This is a genomic window from Natronococcus sp. A-GB7, from assembly GCF_029688865.1.
In the GTDB taxonomy this organism is placed as follows: Archaea; Halobacteriota; Halobacteria; order Halobacteriales; family Natrialbaceae; genus Natronococcus.
On the sequence record NZ_JARUKV010000001.1, the window covers coordinates 143,257 to 155,537 of the forward strand.

General features: G+C 65.9%; 15 protein-coding genes. 10 read left to right on the plus strand and 5 right to left on the minus strand.

From position 1 onward, the window contains the following. Window positions 1–26 precede the first annotated feature (26 nt). The gene (locus QA609_RS00745) at window positions 27–1,133 is read right to left on the minus strand and encodes an ATP-NAD kinase family protein (protein WP_278300669.1); all 1,107 of its coding nucleotides are present in this window, start codon (window positions 1,131–1,133) and stop codon (window positions 27–29) included. Between the two features lie 96 nt (window positions 1,134–1,229). On the opposite strand from QA609_RS00745, the gene QA609_RS00750 reads away from it, so the two are divergent. Beyond that, window positions 1,230–1,355 carry a hypothetical protein gene (locus QA609_RS00750; RefSeq protein WP_005553559.1) on the plus strand — a complete coding sequence of 42 codons (126 nt, stop codon included), beginning with the start codon at window positions 1,230–1,232 and terminating at the stop codon, window positions 1,353–1,355. Between the two features lie 26 nt (window positions 1,356–1,381). Here QA609_RS00750 and QA609_RS00755 read toward each other — a convergent pair whose 3' ends face one another. After that, on the minus strand, window positions 1,382–2,074 hold the full coding sequence (locus tag QA609_RS00755) for a molybdopterin-binding protein (RefSeq protein WP_278300670.1): 693 nt from the start codon (window positions 2,072–2,074) through the stop codon (window positions 1,382–1,384). Window positions 2,075–2,101: 27 nt separating this feature from the next. Here QA609_RS00755 and QA609_RS00760 point away from each other — a divergent pair, with 27 nt between their 5' ends. From QA609_RS00760 to QA609_RS00800, 9 genes are all read left to right on the plus strand, one after another. Next, window positions 2,102–2,290: a hypothetical protein gene (locus QA609_RS00760; protein WP_278300671.1), complete on the plus strand. Its 189-nt coding sequence runs from the start codon at window positions 2,102–2,104 to the stop codon at window positions 2,288–2,290. Between the two features lie 286 nt (window positions 2,291–2,576). After that, a complete protein-coding gene (locus QA609_RS00765; RefSeq protein ID WP_278300672.1) occupies window positions 2,577–4,046 on the plus strand; it encodes a sodium-dependent transporter in 1,470 nt (489 codons plus the stop codon). Further along, window positions 4,046–4,363: a hypothetical protein gene (locus QA609_RS00770; RefSeq protein WP_278300673.1), complete on the plus strand. Its 318-nt coding sequence runs from the start codon at window positions 4,046–4,048 to the stop codon at window positions 4,361–4,363. Before QA609_RS00765 ends, QA609_RS00770 begins: the two co-directional genes overlap by 1 nt. A 300-nt stretch (window positions 4,364–4,663) precedes the next feature. After that, window positions 4,664–5,122: a 6-pyruvoyl tetrahydropterin synthase family protein gene (locus QA609_RS00775; protein ID WP_278300674.1), complete on the plus strand. Its 459-nt coding sequence runs from the start codon at window positions 4,664–4,666 to the stop codon at window positions 5,120–5,122. 1 nt (window position 5,123) lies between these two features. Further along, window positions 5,124–5,906 (plus strand): 7-carboxy-7-deazaguanine synthase QueE, encoded by a 783-nt coding sequence (locus tag QA609_RS00780; RefSeq protein ID WP_278300675.1) that lies wholly within the window; start codon window positions 5,124–5,126, stop codon window positions 5,904–5,906. A 20-nt stretch (window positions 5,907–5,926) separates the two neighbouring features. Further along, window positions 5,927–6,700: a 7-cyano-7-deazaguanine synthase QueC gene (gene queC / locus QA609_RS00785; protein ID WP_278300676.1), complete on the plus strand. Its 774-nt coding sequence runs from the start codon at window positions 5,927–5,929 to the stop codon at window positions 6,698–6,700. Window positions 6,701–6,787: 87 nt separating this feature from the next. Beyond that, window positions 6,788–7,555, plus strand: coding sequence for a DUF5518 domain-containing protein (locus QA609_RS00790; RefSeq protein ID WP_278300677.1), 768 nt, complete (start codon window positions 6,788–6,790; stop codon window positions 7,553–7,555). A gap of 106 nt (window positions 7,556–7,661) precedes the next feature. Continuing rightward, entirely contained in the window at window positions 7,662–8,963 is a 1,302-nt protein-coding gene (locus QA609_RS00795) for a serpin family protein (protein WP_278300678.1), read from the plus strand. 129 nt (window positions 8,964–9,092) lie between these two features. Next, window positions 9,093–10,142: an NAD(P)-binding protein gene (locus tag QA609_RS00800; protein ID WP_278300679.1), complete on the plus strand. Its 1,050-nt coding sequence runs from the start codon at window positions 9,093–9,095 to the stop codon at window positions 10,140–10,142. Window positions 10,143–10,326: 184 nt separating this feature from the next. Here QA609_RS00800 and QA609_RS00805 read toward each other — a convergent pair whose 3' ends face one another. Genes QA609_RS00805 through QA609_RS00815 form a run of 3 tightly spaced genes read right to left on the minus strand, consistent with a single transcriptional unit; the run spans window position 10,327 to window position 12,240 of the window. Further along, window positions 10,327–11,511 (minus strand): Xaa-Pro peptidase family protein, encoded by a 1,185-nt coding sequence (locus QA609_RS00805; RefSeq protein WP_278300680.1) that lies wholly within the window; start codon window positions 11,509–11,511, stop codon window positions 10,327–10,329. Between the two features lie 58 nt (window positions 11,512–11,569). After that, entirely contained in the window at window positions 11,570–11,842 is a 273-nt protein-coding gene (locus tag QA609_RS00810) for a hypothetical protein (protein WP_278300884.1), read from the minus strand. Window positions 11,843–11,880: 38 nt separating this feature from the next. Beyond that, window positions 11,881–12,240 (minus strand): winged helix-turn-helix domain-containing protein, encoded by a 360-nt coding sequence (locus QA609_RS00815; protein WP_278300681.1) that lies wholly within the window; start codon window positions 12,238–12,240, stop codon window positions 11,881–11,883. Window positions 12,241–12,281 lie beyond the last annotated feature (41 nt).

The window sequence follows — 12,281 nt, forward strand, 5'->3', positions numbered from 1 at the left end:
CACAGAATCCACAGAACCGGCTCTCCTTAAACAACCTTCACGAGCCGCGTCGTGAACCGTCCCGTCCGCACCTTCATCCAGCCCCGTAGCTCCTCGTCGAGCTCGTCGTCGTCGGTGTCGACCCGGAGCGCGTCGATCGCGTCCAGTTTCTCGCCGGCGGCGACGACCGCGATCTCGTCGGCCCGCTCGATGACGGCGGGCGAGAGCTGGTGGTTGCCCCGGCCGAAGACGAATCCCTGGCCGCCGATCGGCGAGACGACGATCGTGACTGGATCCTCGAGGACTTCGAGAATCTCCGCTTCGGCCGCGTCCCGCGCGAGCACCTCGCCGTCGCGCCAGACGTCGACCCCGAGCGGGGAGGCGTCGACCCCGAGTTCGGCCTGGATCGCGCCGACCGTTCCGCCGGGACCGAAGACGTAGGTCCGCCCGTCCTCGACTTCGCGAGCGAATCCAGCCGCCAGCGATTCGGTACTGCCGCTCGAGACCTGCTTGCCCGACTGGACGTCCGGCGCGACGGGCACCGGGACGACCGCCCGCAGCTCGGACCGAACCTCGCCCTCGCGGTAGGCCGCCTCGTCGATGTCGTTGACCTCGCGGGGCTCGACCGCGTCGAACCCGGCTGCGATCCGCCCGGCGTCTCTGGGCGTCACGGCGAACACCGACGAGTAGATCTTGACCCCCGCTGGTACGCCGAGCATCGGTGTCTCGTTACTCTGCTCCTCGAGCACCTCGGCGACGTCGACCGCCGTCCCGTCGCCGCCGACGAACAGGACGAGATCGACGTCCGCCTCGAGAAACGTCCGGACGGCAGCCCGCGTGTCCTCGGCGGTGGTCTCGGCGTCGCCGGGGTCATCGGGCGGTCCCTCGACGGACTCCGCCCACGGATCGTAGACGACCTCGGGCTCGAAACCGGCGTCTCGAGCCGCGTCCTCGCCCATCGGGCCCGCGGCCGCATACACCGTCAGCCCGTCGGTCTCGCGGGACAGCACCTCGAGCGCCCGGCGCGCTCGTTCTGGCGCCCGCGTGGTCGCACCGCGCCGACGCGCCTCCGTGACCTTCCCGTCTGTTCCCTTCAGTCCAACCCGCCCGCCCATGCCGGCGATCGGGTTGACGACGACGCCGATCGTGTCCATGGCGGGCTTTCGGAGGCGGCGACCAAAGCCGTGTGGCTTTTCACCGAACGACACGCTTTCTGAAAGACTAAGAGGGACCGGAACCGACCGCGACGCATGAACGAACTGATTGCCGTCGTGCTCGAGGCCGAACCAACGCTCCCGATGGATATCGCTGGGTGGGGAACGCTCCTGTTGAGTCTCGTCGTCACGATCGTCTGGCTGGCGTACCTCTACCGATAGCGCGGCCCGACTGGTATCCGCGACCGCTACGACTCCTCGACCGTCTCCACTCGCTCGCGGAGCCACGTCGCCGCCGACGTGACCGTCTCCTCGTCAGGTCCGGAGAGCTCGAGTCTGACCGACTCGCCGGGGTAGCTCCCCACCGAGACGTCGAACTCCCGGTTGAGGGTCTCGAGGCGATCGAGCAGCGCGCTCTCGGGTTCGTCGGCGACGACCGTCTCCCGGTACACCCGGGTCCCGGCGAACTCCTCGGCGACCGTCTCGAACATCGCTCGCATCTCGGTGGGAACCCCCGGGAGGACGTAGACGTTCTCGAGGACCGCGCCGGGAGCGACCCCCGCCTCGTTGTGTAGCGGCCGCGACCCCGCGGGCAGGTCGGCCGTCCCCGTCGTCAGATCCGACCGCGAGTAGCCGTGTTCCTCGAGCCACTCGAGGGCGGTCTCGTCGGTCTCGAGCTCCCGTCCGAACGTCGCCGCGATCCCCACCATCGTGACGTCGTCGTGGGTCGGCCCGAGCCCGCCCGTGACGAGGACGGCGTCGTAGGTCGCGCTGTAGTCGCCGACGACCGCCGAGATGTCCTCGATTCGGTCGGGGACGGTCGTCACGCGCTCGACGGTTACGCCTCGCTCCGCGAGCCGTTCGCAGAGCCAGGTGGCGTTCGTGTTCGTCGTCCGTCCGGCGAGCAGTTCGTCTCCGACCGTCACGACCGCGGCGTTCATACCCTCGCCTTCGAACCGACGGTTCAAATGGCTCCCGCCGGCCTGCTGACCTGCGCGGGGCAACGGCTCTCCGAGGCGGGCCGCCAGACGACCGTCTACCGGCGAACGGTCGACGAACTCGAGGTCGAGTTCTCGCTCGAGGGGCCGACCTGCTCCCGGGAGCGACGGAGCGAGGCGAGGGTTCGACTGCAGGACAGACTCGAGGGAGAACCGTAACGGCGGTTGGGAGTACGGTTTCGATATCCAGTCCTGGCCGTGACTCCGAAGAACAGTTCGTGCATTGCTACACCATCAAAGACTCCCTCAATCGCTCGACGGACGAACGCCAGCCGACGGGGCCTCAGCTGGACGGTTCCCTGTCGACTGACCGGGCAAGTCGCAAAAAACCACCCTCTTCTCGACGAAAGATCGATGCCGCTGAAGTCGATGCCGTCTCTCACCCGACCATGGGCTGCCGCCAATATATCCGGATCGAATCGCTCAACGAATACGATGGAAAATCATGGCTAACTCTGAGGCAAAGACGGCTCGAGCGGAGTGGGGAACTCGGTTCGGGTTCTTGATGGCGATGATCGGTGGAGTGGTCGGTGCTGGGAACATCTGGCGGTTCCCGTATATAATGGGTGAGAACGGAGGGGGTGCTTTCATTCTCGCCTTCTTTACGCTGATGATAGTCCTTGCAGTTCCAGGACTGATGGCTGAAGTTGCGCTCGGACGGTACGCAAGCAAAGGTGTGATCGGCGCGTTCCGCGACATTACTGGTCCGGGAGGATTGGTCGGATTTGGCGTCGTTGTCGTGTTAGTAAACATTGCGCTGATGTCCTACTACTCCCCCGTAGTTGGGTGGACGCTGTACTACGCAGTCCACTCGCTGTTGTTCACGTTCACAACGCCTGCCTTTGAGGCTGAGACCTTTATGAACGGGCTCTTCGCGAACTCGACGCTTCTAATCGGACTACATACGGTTGTGATGGGGAGCATTGCAGCCATTCTTCTCCTCGGTATCCGCAAAGGTATCGAACGAATCGTCGTCTACGCTGTGCCAGCGTTGGTGGTTTCGCTGTTCATTATGATGATTCGTGGACTCACGCTTCCTGGCGCAACCGACGGAATCGCGTTCGCATTTACCGTCGACTGGGCGTATCTTACCTACAGTAGTACTTGGATCGAGGCATTAGGGCAGGCTCTGTTTTCGACAGGTCTCGGCTGGGGGATAGCCCTGACCGTGGGCAGCTACCTTCGGGAGTATGACGATGTCCCACTCGGAGGAGGAGTTTTCACTGCGATTGGTGATTCGAGCATTGGTATCCTTGCATCGCTTGCGATCTTCCCAGTCGTCTTCGCTGTTGACGGGGTTGAGCCGGACGCTGGCGCCGGGCTCGCGTTCGTCTCGCTCGTGCAGGTGTTCCCGGAGATTCCGCTTGGTGGACTCGTTGGAATTGTGTTTTTCGTCGGCTTTTTCCTCGCAACGTTCACATCGGGTGTGGTCATCACTGAAGTCAGCGTCACGACCGTTTATGAAGAAACACGGTTTACTCGACCGCAGACGATTTTTGGCGTTTGTGGGCTCATCTGGGTAGCTGGCTTGCCAAGTGCGTACTCTGTCGATATCCTCGATTACGTTGATTTCGTCGTCGGGAGTTGGGGCCTGCCGCTCGCGACGCTATCGATCATTACGGCAATCGGTTGGATAATGGGACCCGAGCGGCTCCGATTGCTTGTAGTGAACCGAAATGCAGGCATTCATATCGGTAGCTGGTGGGATCCAGTTATCAAGTATGTCGTCCCCGCGGTGATGCTCTTTATTATGGGGTACTACGCGTACGACCAGTTCGGATCTCCCGAAATGATCGGAGGTGTAGTCATACTGATTACATTCCCGCTCGTCAGCTACGCGATCATGTCCGTTGCTGACCGGGATCAAACAGATTACGACGCCGAGCGGGCTCCCGTTTCGGGAGGTGACGATTGATGGATTTGACAACCGATGTACTCGCGATGCTTGTGTTCACCCTGTTATCGTTCTGGGGTGTCGCTACCGCAGCGCTCGTCCTGACGCTTCGCCAAGAAAGCCGAAAGGTAGAGATTTTGGAACACCAGGACCAGATGGACACGTACTCTCCAACAGCACTTGCGGAGTTACGTGAATGGATCGAGAAGAATCCGGATGACCCGCTCGTCGAGGAAGCCCGCTCCCAGTACAACGAGTGCGTCAAAGCACTCAAGGAAACTGACAACCACTTTTACGACTGGGATCGGACAGCTATCGAGTCTCTCGAACAGCTCTAACTCCAACTACTGTGGTTGAGAAGGCAACACTCCTTGAACACCTTCGAACGGTCACACGAATCTATTCACGAACCCGTTCGTATGGTTCGTGGAACCTCTGGTTCCGCGCCACGCCTACTCTTTGCGGTCGCTCGCTCATCCACTGTCAGAGTAGGGTCTGAAAAGCCTTCTCTCACTTCGCTCGGGAAGACCGCAGACAGTGTCGTCGATCTCCCCCGCTCATGCCCACGGTTCCTGTCGGTCGCTGTCGGCTCGAGCGCGGACCGACCGGCCTAAGTATTCCGAGAAGAATATCCAGGTATGACCGAGACACTCTCCACTCGCGAGGACGCCGACGTCGTCGGCAGCCGTCGGATCCTCCACGTCGGCCGGGATCGCCCGATTCGGATCAGCGCCGGCCATCGACTCCTCCACCACGACGGCAAGTGCGCCCGACCCCACGGTCACAACTACGAGGTGGCGGTCAGGGTCGAGGGCGAGCTCACCGAGGAGGGGTGGGTCGCCGACAAAGGCGATATTACCGCAGTGATCGACGAGTGGGATCACATGTTCCTGCTCGAGCGGGGCGACCCTCTGGTCGAGGCGTTCGAGGAAGCCGGCGACGACGACGGCGTCGTCGTCCTCGAGCACCCGCCCACGGCGGAGGTGATGAGCGTCCTCCTCGAGGAGAAACTCGAGGCGGCCCTGCCCGACACCGTGGTCGACGTCGCCGTCCAGGTAAACGAGACGAACGAGCTCTGCGGGGGAGGGCAGCTCTGAGATGCCCGTCTCCGACTCCGTCGACCGGGAGGCAGTCGGCGAGACACGGCAAGCGGACCGCGAGGGCCTCCCGATCAACGAGCTGTTCTACTCGCTGCAGGGCGAGGGGACCCTCGCCGGCGTTCCGTCGGTGTTCGTCCGCACCAGCGGCTGCAATCTTCGATGCTGGTTCTGCGATTCGTACCACACCTCCTGGGAGCCGACCCACGCCTGGATGAGCCTCGAGGAGATCGTCGCCGAGGTCGACTCCCACGCCGAGGCCGACCACGTCGTCCTCACGGGCGGCGAGCCGCTGCTCCACGAGCGAAGCGTCGACCTGCTCGAGGCCCTCGAGGAGCGGGGCTACCACACCACCGTCGAGACCAACGGCACGATCCACCGCGAGGCGCCGATCGACCTCGCCTCGATCAGCCCGAAGCTCGAGAGTTCGACGCCGACGCCGGAGCGCGACCCTAAAGGCGACGGTGAGTGGGCCGAGCGCCACGAGAACGACCGCATCGACCTCGAAGCACTCGCCGCGCTCGTCGAGGACTACGAGTTCCAGCTGAAGTTCGTCGTCACCGACGCCGACGACATGCCCGAGATCCTCGAGCTCCTCGAGGAGCTTCGCGACGCGACAAGCGAACCGATCGGCGACGACGACGTCCTCCTGATGCCGGAGGGCGCCACCCGCGAGCGCCTCGCCGAAACCCGCAGTCGCGTCGCCGAGCTGGCGATGGACCACGGCTTCCGGTATACTCCCCGACTCCACGTCGACCTCTGGAACGACGCCCCCGAAACGTAGTCGACGACACCGATCGCACCATGACCGACGACACCACCACGACGACCAAAGACACGCCCGCACGAAACGACGAATCGACCGCAAAACGCGCCGTCGTCCTCCTCTCGGGAGGGATGGACAGCGCCACCGCTGCCGCCGTCGCCCGCGAACGGGGCTACGAGATCTACGCCCTGCACACCTCCTACGGCCAGCGCACCGAGGACCGCGAGCTCGAGTGTGCCCGTCGGCTCGCCGAGGCGTTCGACGCGGCCGACTTCCTGCGGATCGAGACGGGCCACCTCTCGGCGATCGGCGCCTCGAGTCTCACCGACGACGAGCTCGACGTCGCCGACGCCGACATGGACAGCGACGAGATCCCGACCTCCTACGTCCCGTTCCGAAACGCGAACCTGCTGGCGATGGCGGTCTCCTACGCCGAGGCCAACGGCTGCGAGGCGGTCTTTATCGGCGCCCACAGCGAGGACTTCTCGGGGTATCCCGACTGCCGACCCGAGTTCTTCGAGGCCTTCGAGCAGGTGGTCGACGTCGGCACGAAACCCGACACCGAGATCGCGATCGAGGCGCCGTTCGTCGAGCTATCGAAGACCGATATCGCCGAGCGGGGGCTCGAGCTCGAGGTCCCCTACGAACACACCTGGAGCTGTTACCGCGAGAACGAACCGGCCTGTGGCACCTGCGACGCCTGCGCCTACCGCCTGCAGGCGTTCCAGCGCCTCGGCGTTCGGGATCCGATCGAGTACGAGCAGCGGCCGTCGTATCTCGAGGACGAGCCGACGGAGAACGAGTCGGCGTAGCGGTCGGTTCTCGCGACCCGAGTGTGGTCGATCCCGTCCCGGTCCCCGACGAGCTATAAGGAACCGCCTCACGTACGAACGGATGTCATGGGAACGACACCAACCGAGCGGGTGGACGGGGAGAGACATCCGACCGCAGGCGGCCCGTTGCCGGAGGTCGTCGACTGGATCCTCGCGACCGTCGTCGCGCTGTTCGGCCTGCTCTCGGTCGTCACCGGCAGCGCGCTCGTCTTTCTCGTCGACCGGGACGAGCTCGCGGCTGGGATCGAGGACGGCACGGTGACGGTAACGGTCGGAACGACGGAACTGACCGACGCCGAGGCGCTCGAGGTGGCCGACGCCGTCGTCTCGTGGACGGGGACGGGACTGCTGGTGGTCGGCGTCGCGACGGTGCTGGTCGCCGTCGGCTACCTGGTCGCGAGACGGCGCGCCCACCGCCGAAACGAGGCGGGCGAGCCAGCGAGTTCGTACGGAACGTACGCCCTCATCGGCGCCGTCGTCACCGTCGTGCTGTCGTTCGTCCCGTTCTCGCCGGCGCTGGGCGGCGCACTGGCGGGCTACCTCGAGCGCGGCGAGTCCGAGCGCACGGTCAGCGTCGGAGCGCTCGCCGGATTCTTGCCGGCGGCTCCGGTCCTCGCGATCCTTGCGTTCGTTCTGATCGGCCTGATCGCGGGGTTGTTGACGATCGGGCAGGTCGGAGAAGCGATCGTCGTCGGAGCGACCCTGTTTCTGACGGCGATGCTCGTCGCGACTCTCGTCGGCGCTCTCGGCGCGCTGGGGGGCTACGTCGGCGGCCGGTTCGCGGAGCGTCGAGCGGCGACGCCCCGCCCTCGAGGCACTCCCGATGACGAGTAGCGACGCGCTCTCGAGGACGCTCCCGATCGGCCTCCACCACCTCTAGTTCAAACGACCCTTTTACCTTGCCCCGGGATTTTTCGATCCCCGTCAACGAGTTAGTTGTGTGAAATTATCGCGACGGCGGCTCGCGACCGCGTCGGGGGCGGCCCTCGCGAGCGGCGCCCTCTGGTGGCGGTTCGGCCGCGACGACGCCTCGAGTCCGAGCGTCGAGCCCGTTCCCGGCGTCGGTGCGGCGACCGATCACGACGGCGACGCCGTAGAGCGGGCGGTCGAGGGCAACGTCGAGTTCGGGCTCGCGCTGTTGGATCGGCTCGCCGGCGCCGATCCCGACGAGAACCTGCTGGTCTCGCCGGTGAGCGTCGGCTTCGCGCTCGGGATGACCGACGCGGGGGCTCGTGGGGAGACGGCCGAGGAGATCGCCGAGGCGCTCCGGTTCCCCGACGACCGCGAGGCGCTTCGGTCGGCCCACCAGCAGCTCCAGTACGAATTAAACGAGCGCGCGGCCGCCGCGACGGACGGTGAGTTCGAACTCGCGGTCGCGAACGCTGTCTGGGGGCTCGAGGGGTACCCCTACCGCGAGTCGTACCTCGAGACCCTCGAGGATCGGTACGGGGCCGAGCTACGGACCGTCGAGTTCGGCGCGGATCCCGAGGGCGCCCGCGAGGCAATCAACGGGTGGGTCGCCGAACGGACGAACGAGCGCATCGACGAGCTGTTTCCGGACGGCTCGTTCGACGGTCGGACGCGGCTCGTGCTGGCGAACGCCGTCTACCTGCTGGCCGACTGGTACCACCGGTTCGAGGAGAGCGACACGCGAGCGGAGGAGTTCACGCTGCTGGACGGCGAGACGATCGAGGTACCCCTGATGCGCCAGACCGAGACGTTCCCCTACGCCGAGGTCGACGGCCACCAGCTCGTCGAACTCCCCTACGTCGGCGAGGGAGTCGGCATGCTCGTCGTGCTCCCGGCGGAGGACGAGTTCGAACGATTCGAGGACGAGCTCGACGCCGAATCGCTCGGGACGTCCGTCGACGCTCTCGAGGAACGGGAGGGCGAGGTCGTCCTCCCCCGGTTCGAGTTCGACGCCGGGTTCGGCCTGACCGACGCCCTCGCGGAGCTGGGGATCGAGCGGGCGTTCGATCCCGATCGGGCGAACTTCGACGGGATGGTCCCCCTCGAGGAGATCGACGAGAACCTGTTCGTCGACGACGTTCGCCACGAGGCCTACGTCGCCGTCGACGAGGAGGGGACTGAGGCCGCGGCGGCAACGGGTGCCGAGGTAGGTGCCGACTCCGCGCCCGCCGTCGACTTCCGGATGGTCGTCGACCGCCCGTTCCTGTTTCTGATCCGGGACCGCGAGACGGGCGCGACGCTGTTTCTCGGCCGCGTGGTCGACCCCCGGTAGCCCCCTCGAGCCGTCGAACTTACGGGGAGACGAATCGTCGAAGAACGGCCGTTTCGAGAGGCGCCGCGACAGCCGGCAATCGACGCCGGCTGCGGAAGGGTACTTCCGGGTCGGCCCCGAACGCCGCGTATGAAACGGATCGGGATCGTCGGCGCGGGCGTCGGGGCGGCGGGCGCGGCGTTCGCCCTCGAGGAGTCGACCGACGACGTTTCGGTGACGGTACTCGAGAAGTCGGGCGGGCTCTGCGGGCGGGCCGCGACCCGTCGCCGGGACGACATCGTCTACGACTACGGGGCGAACTACCTGAAGGCCGACGACGAGCGGGTCGTCGAGCTGGTAACCGAGACGCTCCCGACGGAGGGGCTCGTCGATATCGAGGAACCAGTCTGGACGTTCGACCAGGACGGCGCTATAGAACCGGGCCGCGACGCGGACGACCACAAGTGGACGTACCGGCGGGGACTGACCCAGCTCGCCAAGCGGCTGTTCGCCCGCACCGACGCGACAATCCACCGCGAGACGCGCGTCGAGCGACTGGTTCGGGACGACGACGCCGGAACGTGGACCCTCGAGGACGACGCCGGCAAACCGTGGGGGCCGTACGACATCGTTCTCCTGAACCCGCCGGCGCCCCAGACGGCGACCTTGCTCGAGTCGAGTAGCTGGGAGTCGGACCGACGGGAGTCGCTGCTCGAGGCGCTCGCCGACGTCTCCTACCGCTGCGTGTGGACCGGCGTCTTTCGCTACCCGTTCGAACTCGACGTCCCCTACTACGCGCTGGTCAACACCGACAAGGACCACGAGATCGGCTGGGTCAGCCGCGAGGAGTGCAAGTCCGGTCACGTCCCCGACGGCGACTCCCTGCTGATCGTCCAGGCCAACCACGAGTGGTCGGTCGACAACTACGATCGCGACCCGGAGCGCAATCTCGCCGAGCTCGCCGCGCTGACCGCCGGACTGCTCGAGGACGACCGCCTCACCGAGCCCGAGTGGACCGACCACCAGGGCTGGCGCTACGCGATCCCCGAGGACGGCGTCTCGAGTGGCTCGCTGGAGCGAGCCGAGTCCGAGGGGCTGTACTGCGTCGGGGACTGGGTCGCCGGCGAGGGACGGATCCACGCGGCGCTGCGAAGCGGCCTCGAGGTCGGCGAACGGATCGCCGAGGGGCGTCGGGACTGAGCGGTCGATCGGGGTCGCTACCGAACGAAAAGGGGGGAAGAGGGGTGGATCAGCCGGGATGGCGTACCAGCGATTCGGACGCAGTGGGGGGAAATCGGTCCCGGCTACCTTTTCGTAGGTAGTGCCCGATTAAATACTTTCTGCAGAATAGTGGATGAAATTAGGCCGCTGCGCCGCGAACCGCTCAGTTCGCTCGCGGCTCGAGCCGGATCGGGTACTCGGTGAGGTTCTCGTAGCCGTCCTCGGTGACGACCACCAGGTCCTCGATGCGGACTCCACCAACCTGGGGATCGTAGATGCCCGGTTCGACCGTGACGACGTGGCCCGGCTCGAGCTCCTCCCCGGTCGGCGAGAGGCTCGGCTGCTCGTGGATGTCGAGACCGACGCCGTGGCCGGTGCTGTGGATGAAGCCGGTTCCGGCGCTCGGGTCGCTTCGGAGCGTCTCGTAGCCGGCGTCCTCGATCACGTCACAGACCGCGTCGTGGACGGCCGCGCCGGTGACGCCGGGCTCGATCGCCTCGAGCGCGGTCTCGAACGCCTCGCGAGTGACCTCGTAGCGGCGTTTCGCTTCCGCGGTGGGCTCGCCACGGACGAAGGTACGGGTCATGTCCCCGAAGTAGCCGGTTCCCTTGTCCCGGGGGAAGATGTCGATCACGATCAGTTCGCCGGCTTCTAACGTACCGCTACCGCGGTTGTGCGGGTCGGCGCCGTCGGCGCCGCAGGCGACGATCGTCTCGTCGAGCGCGCAGCCGTGGCGCAACAGCGCGATCTCGATCTCCTCCTTGACCCGTTCGCTGGTCAGTTCCTCGCCGTCGAGGACGAGCACACCGTCCTCGATTTCGGCCGTCGCGATGAGTCGTTCGGCGACGGCCATCGCGGCCTCGTTGGCCGACTGGGTGGCGCTGATCTGGTTTGCCTCCCAGGGCGTCTTGGTCGCGCGGATCCCCTCGACGACGCCCTCGCGTTCGACGGCGACCTCGAGCCCCCGCTCGCGGAGTCCGTCGGCGGTTCCCGTCGGGAAGTTCCGCGGGACGGCGACCGAGTCAACGCCGTGATCGGCGAGGAACGCGGCGATCGTTCGGACCGTCCCCTCGTAGGAGCCGTGCTCGGCGACCAGTTCCTGGTAGTCGTACTCCGATCGTCGGCTCACGGAGTCGGCGTCGGCCTCCTTCGTCGCACGGCCGTACTCGAGCCCCGAGACCAGCAGGTGAAGATCGCCGTCGTCGGTGACGAGCGTCTGGTAGGCGTCGGGTGCCGTAAAGCCGGAGACGTAGCGCTGATCGGAGTCGGAATCGTCGTCGTCAATGAGGTAGCCGTCGAGTCCGCCGTTCTCGAGGACGGCGAGCAGCGGGTCGAGATCGGGTTCCATGTCACGTGGTTCCGGAACCGTCCCACATAATTACGGGGGTTGCGAACCGGCGTCGCGCCTACGGACCCGAGCGCAGCGAGAGCAGTATCAGCACCATCCCGGTGGAGACGAGGGCGGCCTGGACGAGACCGGCCGCGGAGATCGAGATCCCGGCCAGTCCGTACAGCATTCCCTCGCAGATCGCCCCGGTACCGATGAGAACGAACCCGCCGGAGACGTACAGCATCGGCTCGCTCCCGCTCTGTCGGTAGCCGTGGTAGGCCAGGTACGCGATCGTCAGGCTCAACGCGAGGACGACCAGTTTCGCCCCGTAGGCGGCCAGCGTGTCCATCCCGGAGCCGATCGGCGTCCCGACGACGGTCGGCTCCATCAGTCCTCACCCCGGAGCTCCTCCCAGAGATCGGTGAAGTTCCCGGCGAGGTCGTCACGGGTGTCGACCACGACCCGGAGTTCGTCACCCTCGAGCGTCGCGCGGACGGATTCGACGGTCGTCCGGTAGACGCGTCGGTGCGAGCCGTCCGAATCGACGACCCGCGTCTCCTCGAGCAGTCCCTGCTCGTCGAGGGTGTCGACCCGGCGGTAGATCGTCGGGAGCGAGGCGTCGCAGGCCTCGCTGAGCGCCTTCGCGGTCATCGGCTCGTCGTTGGCCGCCGTCAGAATGCGTCGGGCGTACGGATCCGCGAGCAGATCCAGCACTGGCCCGGGATCGTCACCGACGTTCGGTTGCACGACCGTCGATAGTGTCGAACCCAATCTATATCCGACGCTTT

Bases quoted from the DNA above. Each gene is read 5' to 3' on its own strand.
- QA609_RS00745 (WP_278300669.1), bottom strand. From the start codon at position 1,133: ATGGACACGATCGGCGTCGTCGTCAACCCGATCGCCGGCATGGGCGGG.
- QA609_RS00750 (WP_005553559.1), top strand. From the start codon at position 1,230: ATGAACGAACTGATTGCCGTCGTGCTCGAGGCCGAACCAACGCTCCCG.
- QA609_RS00755 (WP_278300670.1), bottom strand. From the start codon at position 2,074: ATGAACGCCGCGGTCGTGACGGTCGGAGACGAACTGCTCGCCGGACGG.
- QA609_RS00760 (WP_278300671.1), top strand. From the start codon at position 2,102: ATGGCTCCCGCCGGCCTGCTGACCTGCGCGGGGCAACGGCTCTCCGAG.
- QA609_RS00765 (WP_278300672.1), top strand. From the start codon at position 2,577: ATGGCTAACTCTGAGGCAAAGACGGCTCGAGCGGAGTGGGGAACTCGG.
- QA609_RS00770 (WP_278300673.1), top strand. From the start codon at position 4,046: ATGGATTTGACAACCGATGTACTCGCGATGCTTGTGTTCACCCTGTTA.
- QA609_RS00775 (WP_278300674.1), top strand. From the start codon at position 4,664: ATGACCGAGACACTCTCCACTCGCGAGGACGCCGACGTCGTCGGCAGC.
- QA609_RS00780 (WP_278300675.1), top strand. From the start codon at position 5,124: ATGCCCGTCTCCGACTCCGTCGACCGGGAGGCAGTCGGCGAGACACGG.
- queC (WP_278300676.1), top strand. From the start codon at position 5,927: ATGACCGACGACACCACCACGACGACCAAAGACACGCCCGCACGAAAC.
- QA609_RS00790 (WP_278300677.1), top strand. From the start codon at position 6,788: ATGGGAACGACACCAACCGAGCGGGTGGACGGGGAGAGACATCCGACC.
- QA609_RS00800 (WP_278300679.1), top strand. From the start codon at position 9,093: ATGAAACGGATCGGGATCGTCGGCGCGGGCGTCGGGGCGGCGGGCGCG.
- QA609_RS00805 (WP_278300680.1), bottom strand. From the start codon at position 11,511: ATGGAACCCGATCTCGACCCGCTGCTCGCCGTCCTCGAGAACGGCGGA.
- QA609_RS00810 (WP_278300884.1), bottom strand. From the start codon at position 11,842: ATGGACACGCTGGCCGCCTACGGGGCGAAACTGGTCGTCCTCGCGTTG.